Annotated in this window: 17 protein-coding genes and 1 pseudogene; 10 read left to right on the top strand and 8 right to left on the bottom strand. The window is 64.8% G+C overall.

Features of this window, described 5'->3' with window-relative positions; genetic code table 11:
* Positions 1-783 precede the first annotated feature (783 nt).
* Positions 784-876, top strand: a pseudogene (locus tag ACNI3Q_RS08155) (molecular chaperone DnaJ); the annotation flags it as partial.
* 872 nt (positions 877-1,748) lie between these two features.
* On the opposite strand, the gene ACNI3Q_RS08160 reads toward ACNI3Q_RS08155, so the two are convergent.
* From ACNI3Q_RS08160 to ACNI3Q_RS08170, 3 genes are read right to left on the bottom strand one after another with little or no spacing between them, the layout of a single operon-like run.
* Entirely contained in the window at positions 1,749-2,204 is a 456-nt protein-coding gene (locus tag ACNI3Q_RS08160; RefSeq protein WP_426275666.1) for an SRPBCC family protein, read from the bottom strand.
* Between the two features lie 10 nt (positions 2,205-2,214).
* Complete coding sequence (locus ACNI3Q_RS08165; protein ID WP_426275668.1) at positions 2,215-2,985, bottom strand: VOC family protein; 771 nt, start codon at positions 2,983-2,985, stop codon at positions 2,215-2,217.
* Positions 2,986-3,006: 21 nt separating this feature from the next.
* Positions 3,007-3,369 carry a DUF1428 domain-containing protein gene (locus ACNI3Q_RS08170; RefSeq protein ID WP_426275670.1) on the bottom strand — a complete coding sequence of 121 codons (363 nt, stop codon included), beginning with the start codon at positions 3,367-3,369 and terminating at the stop codon, positions 3,007-3,009.
* Positions 3,370-3,514: 145 nt separating this feature from the next.
* On the opposite strand from ACNI3Q_RS08170, the gene ACNI3Q_RS08175 reads away from it, so the two are divergent.
* The 3 genes from ACNI3Q_RS08175 to ACNI3Q_RS08185 are packed head-to-tail and all read left to right on the top strand — an operon-like array spanning position 3,515 to position 6,858.
* Complete coding sequence (locus tag ACNI3Q_RS08175; RefSeq protein WP_426275672.1) at positions 3,515-4,213, top strand: winged helix-turn-helix transcriptional regulator; 699 nt, start codon at positions 3,515-3,517, stop codon at positions 4,211-4,213.
* A 48-nt stretch (positions 4,214-4,261) separates the two neighbouring features.
* The gene (gene cobS / locus ACNI3Q_RS08180) at positions 4,262-5,266 is read left to right on the top strand and encodes a cobaltochelatase subunit CobS (RefSeq protein WP_426275674.1); all 1,005 of its coding nucleotides are present in this window, start codon (positions 4,262-4,264) and stop codon (positions 5,264-5,266) included.
* 56 nt (positions 5,267-5,322) lie between these two features.
* Entirely contained in the window at positions 5,323-6,858 is a 1,536-nt protein-coding gene (locus tag ACNI3Q_RS08185) for a tryptophan halogenase family protein (RefSeq protein ID WP_426275676.1), read from the top strand.
* A gap of 25 nt (positions 6,859-6,883) precedes the next feature.
* On the opposite strand, the gene ACNI3Q_RS08190 is transcribed toward ACNI3Q_RS08185, so the two are convergent.
* Complete coding sequence (locus ACNI3Q_RS08190; protein WP_426275678.1) at positions 6,884-8,266, bottom strand: cation:proton antiporter; 1,383 nt, start codon at positions 8,264-8,266, stop codon at positions 6,884-6,886.
* A 215-nt stretch (positions 8,267-8,481) separates the two neighbouring features.
* Between ACNI3Q_RS08190 and ACNI3Q_RS08195 the strand changes: the two genes are divergently transcribed.
* The 4 genes from ACNI3Q_RS08195 (at position 8,482) to ACNI3Q_RS08210 (ending at position 11,494) form a co-directional block, all read left to right on the top strand.
* Complete coding sequence (locus ACNI3Q_RS08195) at positions 8,482-8,721, top strand: type II toxin-antitoxin system Phd/YefM family antitoxin (protein WP_426275680.1); 240 nt, start codon at positions 8,482-8,484, stop codon at positions 8,719-8,721.
* A 6-nt stretch (positions 8,722-8,727) separates the two neighbouring features.
* The gene (locus tag ACNI3Q_RS08200) at positions 8,728-9,222 is read left to right on the top strand and encodes a PIN domain-containing protein (protein WP_426275681.1); all 495 of its coding nucleotides are present in this window, start codon (positions 8,728-8,730) and stop codon (positions 9,220-9,222) included.
* Positions 9,223-9,318: 96 nt separating this feature from the next.
* Positions 9,319-10,152 carry an energy transducer TonB gene (locus ACNI3Q_RS08205; protein ID WP_426275683.1) on the top strand — a complete coding sequence of 278 codons (834 nt, stop codon included), beginning with the start codon at positions 9,319-9,321 and terminating at the stop codon, positions 10,150-10,152.
* 67 nt (positions 10,153-10,219) lie between these two features.
* Positions 10,220-11,494: a hypothetical protein gene (locus tag ACNI3Q_RS08210; RefSeq protein WP_426275685.1), complete on the top strand. Its 1,275-nt coding sequence runs from the start codon at positions 10,220-10,222 to the stop codon at positions 11,492-11,494.
* A 50-nt stretch (positions 11,495-11,544) separates the two neighbouring features.
* On the opposite strand, the gene ACNI3Q_RS08215 is transcribed toward ACNI3Q_RS08210, so the two are convergent.
* The 3 genes from ACNI3Q_RS08215 to ACNI3Q_RS08225 are packed head-to-tail and all read right to left on the bottom strand — an operon-like array spanning position 11,545 to position 12,992.
* A complete protein-coding gene (locus ACNI3Q_RS08215) occupies positions 11,545-12,000 on the bottom strand; it encodes a vgr related protein (RefSeq protein WP_426275687.1) in 456 nt (151 codons plus the stop codon).
* Position 12,001: 1 nt separating this feature from the next.
* Positions 12,002-12,520 carry a PH domain-containing protein gene (locus ACNI3Q_RS08220; protein WP_426275689.1) on the bottom strand — a complete coding sequence of 173 codons (519 nt, stop codon included), beginning with the start codon at positions 12,518-12,520 and terminating at the stop codon, positions 12,002-12,004.
* A 19-nt stretch (positions 12,521-12,539) separates the two neighbouring features.
* Positions 12,540-12,992, bottom strand: coding sequence for a copper chaperone PCu(A)C (locus tag ACNI3Q_RS08225; protein WP_426275691.1), 453 nt, complete (start codon positions 12,990-12,992; stop codon positions 12,540-12,542).
* Positions 12,993-13,150: 158 nt separating this feature from the next.
* Between ACNI3Q_RS08225 and dnaK the strand changes: the two genes are divergently transcribed.
* Complete coding sequence (gene dnaK, locus ACNI3Q_RS08230) at positions 13,151-15,052, top strand: molecular chaperone DnaK (RefSeq protein ID WP_426275692.1); 1,902 nt, start codon at positions 13,151-13,153, stop codon at positions 15,050-15,052.
* Between the two features lie 104 nt (positions 15,053-15,156).
* Positions 15,157-16,275, top strand: a complete 1,119-nt coding sequence (gene dnaJ, locus ACNI3Q_RS08235) for a molecular chaperone DnaJ (RefSeq protein WP_426275693.1) — start codon at positions 15,157-15,159, stop codon at positions 16,273-16,275.
* 30 nt (positions 16,276-16,305) lie between these two features.
* Here dnaJ and ACNI3Q_RS08240 read toward each other — a convergent pair whose 3' ends face one another.
* Positions 16,306-17,859 (bottom strand): hypothetical protein, encoded by a 1,554-nt coding sequence (locus ACNI3Q_RS08240; protein ID WP_426275695.1) that lies wholly within the window; start codon positions 17,857-17,859, stop codon positions 16,306-16,308.
* Positions 17,860-17,884 lie beyond the last annotated feature (25 nt).

Consider the following 17,884-nt stretch of genomic DNA (forward strand, 5'->3'; position numbering starts at 1 on the left):
ACCAGCGCATCGTCGAACTCCTCGAACAGGATCTGCACCACCCGCTCAAGCTCGCGGTGCTTGGCTGGCGGTAGATGATCGATATCGCTGCGCATGGTCTCCTCACCCTGTAGGGCTTGATCGTGGATGGCAAGTCATTGGCATGGCTCATCATGGCCAGAAACTTCGCCAGAACGGATCGGGTTCGCGTTCTGCCTCGCCGAGATGGTGGGGCGGCAGGACCAGGTCAGCTAGCCCCGCCGCCTGGGCGGGGCTAGCAGCTAGCGACGCTCAACGGCATTTCGGCATGACAAAGGCGGAACAGCGTCGGCACGATGGGCGCGTCACGGTTGATACCCGCAACGCCCCCTAGTGCACCGATCGCGTCGAAACGGCCTGCGACAACGGCGAGAAAGTGTGCGTCGCGTTCTCCCCAGCCTGCTGCGATTGCAAAGCGATGGGCGTCGTTGCTACCCCTGCCGGCATATCTGCCGACGATGTGCGCGATCTAATGACCGCTACCGCCGAGCATCGCTTCAGCCGCTTGAACCGCTTGCCTGCCACTATCGGATGGCTGACGGATAATGGCAGCTGCTACACCGCCAGAGCGACCCGCCCCTTCGCCCGCGAGATCAACCTCAGGCTCCGGCAACACCTATGGAAATCCCGCAATCCAACGGCATTGCCGAGGCGTTCGTGCGTACCATAAAGCGGGACAACATCCGCGTCGCCGAAAAGTCCAACGCCCGAGCCGTGATTAGCCAACTGCCCAGCTGGTTTCACCATCACAACACCGTCCACTAGGATCGGAATGGCGGCGACCGCACCCATGAACGCGCGCTGCAGGTGGAGATCGAGGCGTATGATACGCTGAAGGGATCGGCAGTGTTTGCTTGAGGGGTTGGGTCAGGGTGCAAGGCAGCGGCTCTGCTTCCGACCCCTTTTCGGACATCGGACGAGAGCCCATACTGGTCGCTAATGATGAACAGTGAAGCAGCAGACAGTCTCTTAGAGTAGCTTTCTCGATGGTCTAATGCCTCTTTGTTGCACAACAAAAGGCAACCGCTGCAGAACTGCCACCAATTACAGCGCGGAACCTACGCCTAGCTACATTGTCTATACGCTGGGCTGGGTGACACGGATATTGCCAGAATGGGAGAACCATTGAATTGCCCTATCCCTCCCAAGCTATACGAGCTCTACCACGAAACCAATGGAGTGAGGCTTTTTTGAGGGTTAAGTTAGTGTCGGTAGTTTGGTCAACTAACTCTGCCGCGATCCCGCGAAAGCGGCACCCATTTTCATTGAATAGCACAATCTGACCTTCCGGTCAGTGCACCCGGACTAGCATGATAAAGGATACTTCCGGATAGGTGGGGTGTCGTTCCTTCGGCAGGACTAAATGATATGCGGGCTTAATGATCAGATTGCCAATTTATACGCAGAGACGGGAATGCCTCTGCGGCACTTCCGGGACATCTTTGATTGCCTATAGAGCTTCGCGCGGGAGATGGGGCAGTTCTGGACGGCAGAAGGTGACTGTATCGGCGAGTGGGAAACCATTGACCATTTGCTGCTGGGGACGGGCGGAACGGTTCAGTGACCGTTTCCCATTCAGTGGCTGTCTAACCGGGTTGCTCGCTAAACGGGGAGGGTTCGGTTCCGGTAGGGAAGTACTCTTTTCTTTCTGCGGCTGACGCCGCTCCCTCCCTCTCCGGGAGGCTGGAGACGGAAGGGGCGCGCCGCGAGGGGGTGGGGCGGGTGAGGGGTCAGCCCTCCGCCGCGATCCGCTTTGCCACGGCTTCCAATTGTTCGGCGACCTTGCCCCAGCCGGCTTCGAATCCCATTGCCTCGTGCTGCGCCTTTGCCTCCTTGGTCCAGTGGCGGGCCCAGCCGCGATAGCGGGTGCGTTCGCCATCGGGTTCAAACTCGAATCCCCCGACCATGAACGGCCCCTGTGGCTGCCAGTCGGTCGTCAGCGCGTCGGTAAAGACGATGCGGCGTTCGGGCACGACCTCCAGATAGATGCCGTCGTTCGGCATCACCTCGCCATCCGGGCCATACATGGTGATGGCGGAGCGGCCGCCGGGGCGCAGGTCCATTTCGACCACCTCTGCCCGCCAAGGTGGCGGGCAGAACCATTCGTTCAGATGATGGGTATAGGCGCGCCACAGGGCGGCCACGGGCGCGTCGAGCACGCGTTCGATGCTGAGTTCGTTCGACATGGGGTCGCTCCTATTTCGCGCCGACGATCGAAAAGGCCGCGCCCTGCGGGTCGGTGCCGATCAGGATGTAATCGCCGCCGGGAATCTCGCTGGGGCCGAACAGGACCGTGCCGCCGCCAGCCTTTACCCGTTCCTGTGCCGCGTCGATGCCCGTTACATGGATGTAGTGGCTCCAGACGGGGCGGGGGGTGGCCGGCTGAACCGGCATGATCGCGCCCATTGGCTTGCCGGCGACAGGGCCGATCATTTCGTACAGCCCGGCCGGTCCCATATCCATGGTGTCGAGCACGACCCAGCCGAACAGCGCGCCGTAAAAGGCGAGCGACCGCGCGGGATCGGCGGCGGCCAGTTCGTTCCAGGCGAAATGCCCGGCCGGGCCGTCATGCCCGCCGAACGCCTTGCTCACGCCGCCCTCCACGCTGCCGCGCATGATGTAGAACATTGCGCCGTCGGGATCGGCGCAAAAGGCGAAGCGGCCGACGCCCGGAATATCCTGTGGTCCCATATGCACCGCGCCGCCATGCTGCCGGACCAGCGCAGCGGTGGCATCGACATCATCGACGCTGATATAGCCCAGCCAGCATAGCGGCATGGGATTGCCCGGCATCGCCATGAACCCGCCGACATCCTCTCCGTTCATGGCGAACAGCCGGTAATCCATGCCCTCCTGACCCGCAGGCCGTGCCTGCCAGCCGATCAGATCGCCGTAAAAGGCCGAAGCGCCGTCGGCGTCGGTGGTAATCAACTCGTACCAGAGCCAGCTTCCGTGCGGGTTGGTCATGCTTCCCTCCTGTGCTTCGGTTCAGCCCCGGTTATCGACGAACGGGGTAAATCCGCCCCAGAACATCCGTTTGCCGTCGAACGGCATGTCCGTGGTGGCATTCCCCTGCGACTCCTCGTCCGCCATCACGGCGGCCCATCCGGCATCGCGCGTCGCCTTGTCCGGCCAGACGATCCACGAAAAGACGACGGTTTCACCCTCCACCGCCTTGACCGCCATCCAGAAATCGGTGTGCTCGCCCCTGGGCACATCCTCTGCCCATGCCTCGACCACGTGCAGCGCGCCGTGGCGGCGGAACACGCCGCTCATCCGGGTGGCCAGTTCCTCATATTCCTGCCGCCGCGCCTCTGGAACGGGCAGCACGAAGCCGTCGATATAGGTCATCCATCCTCTCCTTGTCCGTCGTGTCCGCGACCCGGTCCGCGATCCGTCGGTGGCGCCCCCCCGTCACCGACCGAAACCCTCCGTTTCATGACAGATCGAATCGCTTGCTTGATGACTGTGCGCCCATAAGTTAGATAAAACAACCATGAAGTTAGAAAAACAAACTAATCTGCCGCCTCCAGGCCAGAAGCGATGGTATGACGATGGCTGTGGCACCGCATTGGGGCTTGAGCTGATTGGCGAGCGATGGTCGCTGCTCATCGTCCGGGAACTGATGTTCGGGGGACGGCGATTTTCCGAACTGCGCGCCGGTTTGCCGGGGATCAGCGCCAATGTGTTGACCCAGCGGCTGGAGGGGCTGGAACGGGTCGGCATCGTGACGCGCCGCAAACTGCCGCCGCCTGCGTCGGTGCAGGTCTATGAACTGACGCCCTGGGGGCTGGAGGCGGAAACGCTGATCCAGGAACTGGGTCGATGGGCGGTGCGATCCCCGCTGCATGACCCCACGCTGCCGCTGTCGGCGGCATCGATCATGATGAGTTTCCGCACCATGTACGACGCGGACCGGGCGCGGGGCGAGGCGGCAAGGATCGGCTTTCGCATCGGCGCGGAGGCGTTTGTCGTCAGCTTTGACGGCGCAGGCCCGATGACGCAGCGGGCGGAGCCGGAGGGGTGCGATCTGGTCCTGATCGCGCCCGACGCCATGGCGCTGGCCGCGATCGTTTATGGCGACGTGCCGGTTGCGGATGCGGAGGGTGCGGGCATGGTGGCGGTGAACGGCGACCGCGACTTGTTGGCCCGGTTTATCGGCTGGTTTCCGCTGCCGGCCAAGATCGACGCTTGACCTTGGCCGCCCGGCTTCCCACTGACAGCGGGCAACAACGGAATGATCATGGCCAGCATCCCCAACACCCAGCCCGACAGCCGCGACACGATCCTGATGAGCGCCCCCGACAAGATGGTGAAGGCGCGGGACGTATTCGGCATCGACAGCGACATGGAAGTGCCCGCGTTCAGCGAAGCGGACGAGCGGGTGCCCGATCTCGATCCCGCTTATGTGTTCGATCCCGACACCACGCTGGCGGTGCTGGCCGGTTTTGCCCACAATCGCCGCGTGATGGTTCAGGGCTATCACGGCACCGGCAAATCGAGCCACATCGAACAGGTAGCCGCCCGCCTGAACTGGCCGTGCATTCGCATCAACCTGGACGCGCATATCAGCCGCATCGACCTGATCGGGCGCGACGCCATCGTGCTGAAGGACGGGCAGCAGATTACCGAGTTTCGTGAAGGGCTGCTCCCCTGGGCGCTGCAGACCCCGACCGCGCTCGTCTTTGACGAATATGATGCGGGGCGCCCCGACGTGATGTTCGTCATTCAGCGCGTGCTGGAGACGGAGGGCAAGCTGACCCTGCTCGACCAGAACCGGGTGATTCGCCCGAACCCCTGGTTCCGCCTGTTCGCCACCGCGAATACCGTCGGCCTTGGCGATACCAGCGGCCTGTATCATGGCACGCAGCAGATCAATCAGGGCCAGATGGACCGGTGGAACATCGTCGTCACCCTGAACTACCTGCCCGCCGCAACAGAGGCACAGATCGTGCTCGCCAAATCGGGCGAATATGACAAGCCCGGTGGCAAGGAAGTGGTCGAGAACATGGTCCGCGTGGCCGACTTGACCCGCCGCGGATTCGTGAACGGGGACATTTCCACCGTGATGAGCCCGCGCACGGTCATTACCTGGGCACAGAATGCGCTGATCTTTGGCGATGTCGGTTTCGCCTTCCGCCTCAGCTTCCTGAACAAATGCGACGAGGCGGAACGCCCGCTGGTGGCGGAATATTATCAGCGCGTGTTCGGCAAGGACCTGCCCGAAAGCGTGGTCGGCAAGAGCTGACGTGCGGCCGAGCGAACCGCTTGGCGACCACCGCATGACACCCTATGCCTGATGGCATGGTGCAGCGTTCGATCCTGATCGTCGGCGGCGGCGCGGCGGGCTGGCTGACCGCCGCCTATCTGGCCCGGCATTTCGATCTGGCGCGTAATCCGCGCGTTGCCATCACCGTGCTGGAATCGCCCGATATCGGCATCATCGGGGTGGGTGAGGGCAGCTTTCCCACCATCCGCAACACGTTGCGCTTTCTGGGCGTAGACGAGGCCGCGTTTGTCCGCCGGTCCAGCGCGACGTTCAAGCAGGGGATCCGGTTCGACAACTGGCTGCACGCCCCGGCGGGGGGACGCCAGCACAGCTATCTCCACCCGTTCGAAGCGCCGTTCGATGCGGAGGGCAATCAGAGCCTGGTCGAATACTGGCTGTTGGAGGACGCGGGCACGCGCCCGCCCTTTGCCGAGGCCATGACGATCCAGAACCGCGTGGCCGCCGCCCAGCGTGCGCCCAAACAGGCGGGCGAGGGGGATTTCGAAGGGCCGCTCAGCTACGCCTATCATTTCGACGCCCATCGCCTGGCCGAGGTGCTGGCCGACCGTGCGCGCGAACTGGGCGTCCGTCACTTGAGCGGTGCACTGGCACAGGTGGTGCAGGACAGCGAAAGCGGTGCGATCGACCATGTGGTGTGTGACGCCAACGGTCGGCTGTCGGCGGACCTCTATGTCGATTGTACCGGATTTCGGGCCGAGCTGATCGGCCGGGCGATGGACGCCCCGTTCCGCAGCGTTCGCGACACCCTGTTCGCCAACCGCGCGCTGGCGTGCAAGCTGCCGCACGGGCACCCGGGCGAGCCGCTGGACAGCTATACCATCGCCGCTGCCCATGCGGGCGGCTGGATCTGGAATATCGGCCTTGCCGGCGCGCGCGGGCTTGGCTGCGTCTATTCCGGCGACCATCTGGACGAGGATGCGGCGGCGGCCGTGCTGGCGACCTATACCGGCGGGCGCAGCCGCGATGTGGAAGTGCGCAGCATCGGATTCGATGCCGGTTACCGGACGACGCCCTGGGTAAGGAACTGCGTTGCGGTCGGCCTGGCCGGCGGGTTCCTGGAGCCGCTGGAATCGACCGGCATGGTGATGATCGAAACCGCCGCCGCGATGATTGCGGAGCTGCTACCGCTCAACGGCCCGGTGGCCGGTCCCGCCCGCCGGTTCAACGAACGGATGCAGGCGCGATACGACAATACGGTCGCGTTCCTGAAGCTGCATTATTGCCTGGGCCAGCGGCAGGAGCCGTTCTGGCGCGATAATGTCGATCCGTCATCGGTGCCCGAACGGCTGCGCGAATTGCTGGACGAATGGCGTTACCGGCCGCCCGGCCGGTTCGACTTCATCCTCGACCTCGATAGCTTTGCCTGGTTCAACTATCAGTACATCCTGTACGGCATGGGCTTTGCGACGGATCTGTCGCCGCTGAGCGGGGACTATGCGGATCAGGAGGGCGCACGGCGGCAGTTTGAGCGGATCGCGCGCTATGGCGCCCGTGCCGCCCGCGAACTGCCCGGCCATCGCGAATTGATCGACAGTTTTCACGCCGCCTGACGGCTGGACCGACGGCGCATCCGGTTCAGGATGCGGGCATCGGTGCCCGATCGTCGCCATCGCCAAGGCTGCCCAGTTCCCCGCTGGCGCGGGCCTGGCGGCCATAGACCAGTTCGAACAGCGGCCCTGCCATCACGGTCGTGACGATCGCCATCAGGACCATCATGGCGAACAGGGTGGGGCCGATAATCCCCTTTTGCAGGCCGATATTGATGATGATCAGCTCCATCAGGCCGCGCGCGTTCATCAGCGCGCCGATCCCCATGGCGGTTCGGTTGTCCTCCCCCGCCAGCCGCGCGGCCAGCCAGCACGCGCCGAATTTTGCCGCGATGGAAACGGCCAGGATGCCAAGCGCGATGAGCAGCAGCGTGGTGTTGTTCACCATGTCCAGCCGCGTGTTCAGCCCCGAATAGGTAAAGAACATCGGCAGCAGGAACACCACGGTCATGGGTTCGACCTTGCGCTTCAACTCCTCGACAAACCGGCCCCGCGGCATGCATGCGCCCAGCAGGAATCCACCGAACACGGCATGGATACCGGCCGCATCCATGACGAAAGCGGACAGGGCATAGAGCATCAGCGTGACGGACAGGATGCCGTGGCTCATCTGCCCCTGCCGCTCGATAATGGTGCCCAGCGGGGCAAGCAGCCGGCGCCCGAACAGCAGCATGAACGCGGCGAAGCTGACACCGCCGATGATGGCCAGCAGGGCAACGCCCGGCCCGCCGCCAAAGGTCGCCAGCACGATGGCCAGGATGCACCAGGACGCGGCATCGTCGAACGCGCCCGCGGTCAGCGACAGGGTGCCGAGCGAGCTGTTGGCCAGCCCGCGTTCGTTGATGATCCGAGCCAGCATGGGGAAGGCGGTCAGCGCGATGCATGCGCCCATGAACAGCGTGGCGTTCAGCCTGCTGATCCCGTCGGCGAACAGGCCGGGCACGGTCAACAGGAACGGCGTGATCAGGAACGCGAACAGGAACGGTGCCCCGATCCCTGCCGCCGAAACCCCGGCGGCGCTTTTCGCCTTGGACTGGAAATGGTCAAGCCGCAGCGTCGTGCCGACCAGAAACATGTACAGGCCGACCCCGAACTGCGCGCCGACATACAGGACGTTTCGCGTCTCCTTTGGAAACAGCGCGCCCTGAATGTCGGGAAAGAGAAGGCCGAACAGCGACGGGCCAAGAATGACGCCCGCGATCATTTCGCCCACCACCTGTGGCTGGCCGAACAGCCGCCGGGCCAGCCAGCCGACGATGCGGCAGGTGGCGAGGATGACCGCGATCTGCAGGAAGAAGTGGATGGAATAGTCGGAAGGTGCAAAGCTCTTGGCCGCATCGACCGCAGGACCGTGCGCGTTCAGCACATCCCCCGCAACCCGCCACAAATCCGCGAACCAGTCCGCGATCATGCTCCCTCCCAAGCCTTGTATCCGAGCCGCCCGACCCCTGCCGGGCCGGTGCGCCGATGCTTGGGCCATGCCCGGGGTTAACCTGCAAGACGGAAAGTTCGCTGCACAGGCCGGCGGAGGAACGATTTCGGGTGATGGATGATGCTTTGTTGCCGGGCCGCCACATTGTAGTAATGTAGGTTCAATTTATCGCTATCATCAGGATCGCCGGATCAATGAAGCTGATCACAGCACGCGCGTTCAATCAGGATGTGACCGCCGCCAAGCGACTCGCCCTGGCCGAGCCGGTGTTCGTCACCGATCGCGGCCGGCCGACCCATGTCCTGCTGTCCATCGCCGCCTATCGCCGGATGGCGGGGGAGGAGGACATCGTCACCGATCTGCTGGCGGCAGATCCGGGCGCGGCGGCGCTGGACGCTGCCCATCTGGCCGCAGCAATGCGCCCCGCGGGCTGACCGGTCATGTTCCTGATCGATGCGCCGATCCTGCTCGCCCTGCGCGAAGCCCGGCGGGGCGGGTCGTCCGCAGTTTCCGCCTGGGCTGGCCGGACGCCGCGGCACCGCATGTTCGTGTCAGCAGTGACGCTGATGACGCTGTATCGCGCGGCGGCAATTGCGGGCGACCGGTCGGCGGCAGAGGGCGTGGCCTGGCGCGAATGGCTGGACGGGCCCGTGTGCACCGCTTTCGATGGCCGCATCCTGCCGGTGGACCCGGCCGTTGCCCGGCGGCGGGCCCGGCTGGCGCTGAGTGATGATGCCGACGCCCTGATTGCGGCAACCGCGCTGGAACACGGATTGACCCTCGTGACCGGACGGACGGCCGCATTTCGGGGCGCGCGCCTGAAACTCCTCGATCCGGCGCGTCAGGACATGGAGGGCGATGGCGACGAGGGCGACTGGCAACAGGCCGCGCGCAGCGGCTCCCGCTGGCTGAAAACCCTGTTCGTGCGGGGATGACCGGCGGCGTCGACGCCCCCGTCTGGTCGGTCCTTGCCGGTCGACATCAGACCGGCCTGCGGTTAGCCGTGCCATCCTTGGGAGGCAGGAGCGCACATGATCAGAGCCGTCATCGCCGCAATGTCATGGCTGGTGCTGGCTGCGCTGGCGACCGATGATGCAGCCGCGGAGCATGCCGTCCCCAAATCGCCCGGATGGCAAATAGCCTATGAGGAGGACATGTGCCTGTTGTCGCGCGCCTATGCGACAAAATCGGGCGAGTTGGTGTTTGGTATCCAGTCGACCATGCCGGGTACGGAAATGGTCGGGCTGCAAATCGCCACTGAAGGCATGAACAGCCGGCAAAAGGCACGCCAGCTGGCCACAATCAGCGTCCCGGGCCAAGATCAGGTCTGGCAGGGAGAGATCACGATATGGCCTGTGCCAAAGCTCAAACAGACCCTGATCATGGGCACTGTACCGCGAACCTTGTTGACGCAGATTGCGGCGGCACAGGAGGTGACACTTGCCGTCGCTGGTCAGGAGCGAGTCACGCTCCCCATTTCGGCTGCCAGCCAGGCACTGAAGGCGCTGGCGGCTTGCGAGGCCGATTTTGCAAAGATGCTGGGCATTGACGCGACCCAATATCTGAATGTCAAAACGCCTGCAGAGCCGGTCAAGTCTGTCGGCGACTGGATCCGGTTCGAGGATTATCCGAAGTCCGCCCTGCAAGCCGGCGTGGGCGGAGCAGTCTCGATCCTTTGGGAAATCGATAAAGAGGGCAAAATTGCCTCGTGCCGGACGATCAGGACATCCGGGCGCGAAGACCTGGACAAGGCCGCCTGCGATGCGCTTATGAGGCGGGCGCGGTTCAGCCGGCCGGCACTGGATGCCGCCGGCAATCCGGTGGCAAGTTATGGCACGCGCCAGGTTGTCTGGACGATGCCCTGAAATCCGAAATCTGCTCATCGCTCGTTCAGTTGTTCCAATCCATCGTCGAATGGAGAGGAGAGGTGGGATGATGGCACGGTTGGCGATGGGCGTTTGGATCGCACCGGCGGCAATGCTGCTGACGGGGTGCACCTTTCCGGACATGGAGCCGCAGGGTTATGCCCCGCCCCCGGCTGTCGGCGAGTTCGGGCAGGATGCGGCGGACTATGCCTGGATCGACCGGGCGGATGCGCTGTGGGATGCGATCGGTCAGGCGCCGCCGGATTTCACGCTGGCCAGCGGCGATGGCGACGATCAGTGGGTCTGGGTCACGGCCGACGGCTATTGGGTGATTACCGAGCCGGTGGGACGCGATGGCGTGCGCGGCTATTATTTCGAACCCGGCGCAACCCTGCCGTTTCTGGTCCGCGATGTGGATACCAGCTATGGGTTTACCGGCGATCGTCTGGCAGTGGTGTACGGCCGGGACGGCCGCGTTTCCGATGCCATTCCCTCACCGGTGGAACGGGCGGACGCGATCGGCCTGTTGCGGCGCGGTGCGATGCTGCGCGAGGCGGCTGACGGGCAGGGGCGGCGTGGCCGGGTGCAGCCGGAGCTGTGGGCCGGCAGCGCGCCGATCCTGTGGAACAGCTTTGCCACCTGGGACTTTGGCTATGCCGCTGATCCGCTGTGGGGCAGCTATCGCAATTCGCCCCGCAGCCGCGCCGACCGCGAACGCTGGCGGTTCGAACGTGAGGAGCGCCGCGCCCGTGCCGAGGCGTTCCGCGAGTGGCGCGGGCGTCAGTTCATGGGCGATCCGCCGCCAATTCTGGCCCGGCCGGGCCGGCCGCGTCCCGACGGTCGGCCGCCCCGGCCCGGCGATGGCGCCGGTGCCGGATCGCCGCCGCCGCCGCTTTATGCCAATCCCGACCCGGTGCGTCGCCCCGTGCGGCGCGAGGATGCGCTGCGCCCCGACCGGCCGGAACGTGCTCCGATCATCCGGCCGGCCCGGCCGGTGACCCAGCCGGGCGCGGCAGATGCCATTCAGCGGCAACCGCGTCAGGAACTGCCGGGCCGCCGCCCCGCGCCGGTTGCCGGACAGCCCCAGCGCCAGCAATGGAATGCGCCGCCGCCCGCCGCCGCCACAGGCCGGGCGCAGCCGACCCGGCCGCTTTATTCGCCGGATCGGGCGGCCGGGCGCGCGACCGGGCGGCCAACGACACCCATGGTCCGTCCCGTCGCTCCGTCGCAGAGCGCATCGCCACCACCACCACCCCCGCCGCACGCGGCTCCCCCGCCGCCACCGCCGCCGCCCAAGATCATGGAAGCGCCCACCCTGTCGCCGGAATTGCGGGCGGACTGAACGGGCCCGACGGGGCGACACCATTTCGGGGCATCCCGGCGGTTCCTCCGTCAAAAAGGCAGGATGCCGCGATATTGTTCCAGCGGCGGCGCGCCGGGGACGGCGATACCCTGGTTCAGCAGGAAGATGTGGCGGACAATCTCCGCCTGTTGTTCGATGCCGTACCGGTCCAGCGTCCAACCAGGTTTCAAGGTGTAGCTGTACCGGCAGAACGGATGGCGGCGCAGGGGCAGGAACATGCCCTGCTGATGCTGCCACACATGTACCAGTTCGTGGACGAACAAGCCCTGCAGATGCGGGGCCGCACAGCCGAAATCCTCGCAATAAAGCCCGCCGCCGGGATGGAAATGGATCGTGCCCAGCGGCGCCATGGTGACGCGGCGTGGCTGAAAGAACGCCCATTTGCGGTTGGCGACCCGGGCCGCGCCATAATCCAGTGCATCGCCAAAGACGGTGCGGGCGAGCGCGATTTCCTGATCCGTCAGCGGCCGGGCGGGTCCGCCCATGTCAGACCCTGTCCTCCGCCAGGTCGATTTCGCGCACGCCGCGTGCCTGGCGCGCGGCATTGACGCGCTCGCGCAGCGCCTCTCGCCGAGCGCGGGCGCGTGGGATGTCGCGCATCACCAGCGGGCCGGTGGCAGTCGTTTCGTCCGACGATCCGATGGTCAGCGTGCCGATATCGACCATCTGGTTGAGGATGGTGAAATCGATCCGCACATTCTTGATGCGATAGAGCTCGATTTCGTCGATCGACTTGGCAATGATCCCCTGACGCAGCACCAGCCGGTCGGCGGTCACTTCATAACCCGTGCCGATATTGGCCAGCCAGCGCAGGGTGATCAGGACCAGTCCGGTCACCAGCGCCACGGGGCCGAGCCACGCGGCGCCGGTCATCATGCCCTGCGCCTGGAAATAGAAACTGACCAGCAGACCGCCGAGGGTCAGGGCCAGCGTGCCCCATCCCGCCAGCGTGCCCAGCAGCCAGCCACGCGTCGATGAACGGAACCGGTCAATCGTATCGGCCATGCTTGCCCCCCGTTTTCAGTCAATTTGCCGGTGCCGGATCGCCCGCACCGACCAGTTTTGCCTCAACCTCGACGGTGCTGCCATCTTCGAATTTCAGGGTCAGCGGTGCCGATGCACCGGGCTTTGCCTCCGGCTTGATGTCGAACAGCATGGCGTGCTTGCCGCCCGGTTCGAACGACAGCGTGTCGCCCGACGGGACCGGCACGTCGGCCACCGGTGCCATGCTCATCGCGCCGCTTTCCGACTTGATGCTTTCATGCAGTTCGGTGCGCCCGGCGATCGGGGTGCTGATGCCCACCAGCGTCTTTGCCTCTCGCCCGGCGGTAAAGCGGAAATAGGCAGCGGCGGGTCGCCCCTCGACCGCGGGCAGGCGGACCCAGGCATCGCTTGCCTCGGGCGCCGGTGGTCCGCCACAGGCGGCCAGTGCAAGGACGAGGGCGGATGCCAGCGGGGCAAGGATTCGACGGACCATTAACGATACTCCCAGTTCGGGATTCACCGGTAACGTTCGGCAAATCTTGCGGCAAGCCAAACCCCGCCTATATCGCCTTCAGTGAACCGAGCGGTCCGGTCAGGGATGGACAGGATCGATCATCAACTGTTTGAACTTTCGGGGGCTTACGAGGAGCTATGGGTAAAGTAATCGGTATCGACCTCGGCACGACCAACTCGTGCGTCGCGGTGATGGAGGGTGGCAAGCCCAAGGTGATTGAAAACGCGGAAGGTGCGCGCACCACGCCGTCGATCGTTGCGTTCGCAAAGGATGGCGAGCGGCTGATCGGTCAGCCTGCCAAGCGCCAGGCCGTGACCAATCCCGACAACACCGTGTTCGCGGTGAAGCGGTTGATCGGTCGGCGGTTCGACGATCCCATCACCAAGAAGGACACCGAACTGGTCCCCTATTCGATCGCGCGCGGGCCGAATGGCGATGCGTGGGTCAAGGCGGGCGGCGAGGATTATTCGCCGAGCCAGATCAGCGCCTTCATCCTTCAGAAGATGAAGGAAACGGCAGAGAGCTATCTGGGTGAAACCGTCACTCAGGCGGTCATCACCGTGCCGGCCTATTTCAACGATGCCCAGCGTCAGGCGACCAAGGATGCCGGCAAGATTGCGGGCCTTGAGGTACTGCGCATCATCAACGAGCCGACGGCAGCCGCACTCGCCTATGGCCTGGACAAGAACGAGAACAAGACGATCGCGGTCTATGACCTGGGCGGCGGCACGTTCGACATCTCGATCCTGGAAGTCGGCGACGGCGTGTTCGAGGTGAAGGCGACCAATGGCGACACCTTCCTGGGCGGCGAGGATTTCGACAGCAAGCTCGTGCAGTTCCTTGCCGGCGATTTCCAGAAGGCCGAAGGCATCGACCTGACCAAGGACAAGCTGGCGCTGCAGCGGCTGAAGGAAGCGGCGGAAAAGGCCAAGATCGAGCTGTCGAGCGCAGCGACGACCGAGGTGAACCTGCCCTTCATCACCGCCGACCAGAACGGTCCGAAGCACCTGGTCAAGAGCATCAGCCGTGCCGACCTGGAGCGGCTGGTCGACGACCTGATCCAGCGCACGCTGGAGCCGTGCCGCAAGGCGATGCAGGATGCCGGCGTCAAGAATGACGGCATTGACGAGGTTGTCATGGTCGGCGGCATGACCCGGATGCCCAAGGTTCGTCAGGTCGTGAAAGACTTTTTCGGCAAGGAGCCGCATGTCGGCGTCAACCCGGACGAGGTCGTTGCGATCGGCGCGGCCATTCAGGCCGGCGTGCTGCAGGGCGATGTCAAGGACGTGCTGCTGCTCGACGTCACCCCGCTGTCGCTGGGCATCGAAACGCTTGGCGGCGTGTTCACGCGCATGATCGACCGCAACACCACGATCCCGACCAAGAAGAGCCAGGTTTATTCGACTGCCGACGACAATCAGCAGGCGGTGACCATCCGCGTCTTTCAGGGCGAGCGCGAAATGGCGGCGGACAACAAGCTGCTCGGCCAGTTCGACCTGATCGGCATCCCGCCGGCCCCGCGAGGCGTGCCGCAGATCGAGGTGACGTTCGACATCGACGCCAACGGCCTGGTCAACGTCAGTGCCAAGGACAAGGGCACCGGCAAGGAACAGCAGATCCGCATCCAGGCATCCGGCGGCCTGTCGGATAGCGACATCGAACAGATGGTGCGCGATGCCGAACAGTTCGCCGAAGACGACAAGAAGCGGCGTGCATCGGCCGAGGCAAAGAACAACGCTGAAAGCCTGATCCACACGACGGAGCGTCAGCTGGCCGATAATGGCGACAAGGTCGATGCCTCGCTGAAGGCCGAGATCGAGGGTGCCATTGCCGAAACCAAGGCGGCCGTGGACAGCGGCGATGCCGAAGCGATGACGCAAAAGGCGCAGGCGCTGGCGCAGGTCGCCATGAAGCTGGGCCAGGCGATTTACGAGAAGCAGGCGGCAGCCGAAGCCTCTCCGTCGGCGGACGATGCGTCCGGTCCGAAGGAGGACGTGGTGGACGCTGAATTCTCCGAAGTGGACGACAACAAGGCCTGACGGCCGGTGCAGCGATCCTCGGCTTCGTTCCGACCGAACAGGGTTAGCAATAACCCCATGTTCGAACCGGGCGGAGCCGGGGCGCGCTGGATGGAGTTTCGTCCATGACCACCCAGATCGATTATTACGAGCTGCTCGAATGCGAGCGCGGCGCCGACGACAAGACGATCAAGGCCGCCTATCGTAAGCTCGCCATGAAATATCACCCCGACAAGACCGGGGGCTGCAAGGATTCCGAGGCCAAGTTCAAGGCGGTTTCGGAAGCCTATGAAGTCTTGAAGGACCCGCAGAAGCGGGCCGCCTATGACCGATATGGTCATGCCGCGTTCCAGCAGGGCGGCGGTGGCGGGCCGCAGGATTTCAGCGGGTTCAGCGATATTTTCGAAAGCGTGTTCGGCGAATTCATGGGCGGCGGCCGCGGTGGCGGTGCACGCAATGGCCCGCGCCGGGGCGCCGACCTTCGCTATGACATGGAAATCAGCCTGGAAGAGGCGTTCCATGGCCATGCCACGCAGATCACCGTCGACGTCACCGGGACGTGCGAAAGCTGTTCCGGGTCGGGCGCGAAGCCGGGCACTGCGGTCAAGACCTGCGGCACCTGTGGCGGCGCGGGCAAGGTGCGGGCGCAGCAGGGCTTTTTCGTCGTCGAGCGGACCTGTCCGTCCTGCCATGGTCAGGGTCAGGTGATCAGCGATCCGTGCCCCGCCTGTCGCGGCGAGGGCCGGGTGGATCAGACCAAGACGTTGCAGGTCAACATCCCGCCCGGCGTTGACGAAGGCACGCGCATCCGCCTGTCAGGTGAGGGTGAGGCGGGCGCACGTGGCGGGCCGCCCGGCGACCTGTACATCTTTCTGCACATCAAGCGGCACGCGATCTTTGCCCGCGAGGGAACGACACTGCACGCACGCGCGCCGATCAGTTTCACGACGGCGGCGCTGGGCGGTGAGATCGAGCTGCCCGGACTGGACGGGGACAGCATCGTCGTCCGCGTGCCGGCGGGAACCCAGTCGGGCCGCGAGGTGCGCCAGCGCGGTGCCGGGATGCCGGTGCTGCAGGGGCGGGGGCGCGGCGACCTGGTCGTGCACCTTCAGGTCGAAACGCCGACCAAGCTGTCGGCGCGGCAGCGGGAATTGCTGGAGGAATTCCGTGCGACGGAAACCGGGGAGGAGTCCCCGGAGGCAAGCGGGTTTTTCGAAAAGCTGAAGCGCGCGGTTAGCGGATAATCCGCTGACCCGTCCCGCTCGCTCGCGCGGTCAGCCCTGCGGTCTGGCGGCAGCCCTCCGGTCTAGCTCGGCGAGCGCAGCACTGGCGTTGGCATGGCCGGCGATCTGCGCGCCCTTCAGCCACTTTCGCGCGCCGTCCATGTCGCTCGGGCCACCCTGACCACGGGCAAGCATGGCGGCCAGGTTGAACATGGCGTCCGCATCGCCGCGCTGGGCCGCAGCATCGAACCATTGGCGTGCGGCCTTCAGGTCCTTTGGCAGAACGGTGCCCTCGTAAAACATCGTGCCCAGCGCATTCTGTGCCTGTGCATTCCCGCCAAGCGCCGCTTCCTTGTAGAACAGGGCGGCACGCTGAACATCGCTGGGCATGGCCGTGCCGAACTCATTGGCGCGGCCCAGCGCAAACAGGGCGTCGGCATTGTCGTTGCGCGCGGCGAGCTTTAGCCAGTTGATCGCCTTTGCCGGGTTTGCCGGAACCCCGTCCGAACCGGACAGCAATAGCTGCGCCAACGCGACTTGCGCATCGGGATGGTCGAATTTTGCGGCCTTTTCATAATATTGGGCAGCGCGCGCGGCATCCGGGGCCACACCGATGCCGTTCAGATACACGTCGCCCAGCGCCTTTCCTGCGCCGATATGACCAACATCCCAGGCCCGTTCCAGCCAGCGCCGCGATTCGGCGAGGTCCCTTGGGATGCCCCGAAACCCGATGCGGTAGATATTGGCCAGCATGATGGACGCCTCGCCCATTGCCGTGGTCATTTCTGGATAGCGGGGGTCGAATTGCGGGGTGTCGGAAACCGGGCTGAACGGCAGCGTCGCGGCCTTTTTCAGCCAGCGCACGCCCTCTTGCGGGTCGGATTGCGGGCCAAGGCCCTGCAACAGGATCTTGCCGATATACAGCGTCGCCTCCTCGCCGCCGTCACGCGGCTGAAGCTTGCGTTCCGCCTGCCGGAAATAGTCCAGCGCCTCGCGATATCGGCCCTGATCGAACAGCGCGAGACCCATGGGCAGCGAACGGTCGCGATTGGCCTGCTGGCTGCGGGCCAGGGCAAAGCCCGTGTCCCGGCCCGATGCCCTGCTTGCGGGGCTGAATGCATCCGGAAAATCAATGTCTTCCTGACTGACCAGCCGAGCGCCGCCCCGCTGCAGTGCCGCCCGGCACGCCGCAATCCGGTCCTCCATCGGCGCCGTCCCGGCCACCGTCTCGCTGTCGTTGTTGGCCCGCGACGAAACGCCGTCGACAGCCGTCCCCCCGACGCCGAACCGCCGCTTGCCCAATTCCGGCAGTGCGGATCCTTCGGGTACGCTGGGCGGGGCGCTGTAATCGGGACTGCGCGGCAGGCGCACGGGTGCATAGGGGAAAAGGTCGCCGCCGGCGCTTGTCACAACCGCGTTCGCAAACCCGTCGCGCGCCAGCACTTCGCACGCGGTGGAGCGCGGCGCTTCGGCCGGGATGGGGCGCTGACCCACAATGGTAATATCGGGCAGAACCTCTCGGCGCGGCGCATCCTGGGCTATCGCGCCTTCCGCCAGAAACCCCGCGGCGGCCGCAAACGCAACCAAGCCAGCATATCGCGCCATGGGTCAGCCCTTCCGTACCAAGTCT

The sequence above is a fragment of the Sphingomonas eleionomae genome, assembly GCF_049889035.1.
Taxonomy (GTDB): domain Bacteria; phylum Pseudomonadota; class Alphaproteobacteria; order Sphingomonadales; family Sphingomonadaceae; genus Sphingomonas.

What these genes read in the sequence shown, in the direction of transcription:
- ACNI3Q_RS08160 (WP_426275666.1), bottom strand. Translation starts at nt 2,204, where the DNA reads ATGTCGAACGAACTCAGCATCGAACGCGTGCTCGACGCGCCCGTGGCC.
- ACNI3Q_RS08165 (WP_426275668.1), bottom strand. Translation starts at nt 2,985, where the DNA reads ATGACCAACCCGCACGGAAGCTGGCTCTGGTACGAGTTGATTACCACC.
- ACNI3Q_RS08170 (WP_426275670.1), bottom strand. Translation starts at nt 3,369, where the DNA reads ATGACCTATATCGACGGCTTCGTGCTGCCCGTTCCAGAGGCGCGGCGG.
- ACNI3Q_RS08175 (WP_426275672.1), top strand. Translation starts at nt 3,515, where the DNA reads ATGAAGTTAGAAAAACAAACTAATCTGCCGCCTCCAGGCCAGAAGCGA.
- cobS (WP_426275674.1), top strand. Translation starts at nt 4,262, where the DNA reads ATGGCCAGCATCCCCAACACCCAGCCCGACAGCCGCGACACGATCCTG.
- ACNI3Q_RS08185 (WP_426275676.1), top strand. Translation starts at nt 5,323, where the DNA reads ATGGTGCAGCGTTCGATCCTGATCGTCGGCGGCGGCGCGGCGGGCTGG.
- ACNI3Q_RS08190 (WP_426275678.1), bottom strand. Translation starts at nt 8,266, where the DNA reads ATGATCGCGGACTGGTTCGCGGATTTGTGGCGGGTTGCGGGGGATGTG.
- ACNI3Q_RS08195 (WP_426275680.1), top strand. Translation starts at nt 8,482, where the DNA reads ATGAAGCTGATCACAGCACGCGCGTTCAATCAGGATGTGACCGCCGCC.
- ACNI3Q_RS08200 (WP_426275681.1), top strand. Translation starts at nt 8,728, where the DNA reads ATGTTCCTGATCGATGCGCCGATCCTGCTCGCCCTGCGCGAAGCCCGG.
- ACNI3Q_RS08205 (WP_426275683.1), top strand. Translation starts at nt 9,319, where the DNA reads ATGATCAGAGCCGTCATCGCCGCAATGTCATGGCTGGTGCTGGCTGCG.
- ACNI3Q_RS08210 (WP_426275685.1), top strand. Translation starts at nt 10,220, where the DNA reads ATGATGGCACGGTTGGCGATGGGCGTTTGGATCGCACCGGCGGCAATG.
- ACNI3Q_RS08215 (WP_426275687.1), bottom strand. Translation starts at nt 12,000, where the DNA reads ATGGGCGGACCCGCCCGGCCGCTGACGGATCAGGAAATCGCGCTCGCC.
- ACNI3Q_RS08220 (WP_426275689.1), bottom strand. Translation starts at nt 12,520, where the DNA reads ATGGCCGATACGATTGACCGGTTCCGTTCATCGACGCGTGGCTGGCTG.
- ACNI3Q_RS08225 (WP_426275691.1), bottom strand. Translation starts at nt 12,992, where the DNA reads ATGGTCCGTCGAATCCTTGCCCCGCTGGCATCCGCCCTCGTCCTTGCA.
- dnaK (WP_426275692.1), top strand. Translation starts at nt 13,151, where the DNA reads ATGGGTAAAGTAATCGGTATCGACCTCGGCACGACCAACTCGTGCGTC.
- dnaJ (WP_426275693.1), top strand. Translation starts at nt 15,157, where the DNA reads ATGACCACCCAGATCGATTATTACGAGCTGCTCGAATGCGAGCGCGGC.
- ACNI3Q_RS08240 (WP_426275695.1), bottom strand. Translation starts at nt 17,859, where the DNA reads ATGGCGCGATATGCTGGCTTGGTTGCGTTTGCGGCCGCCGCGGGGTTT.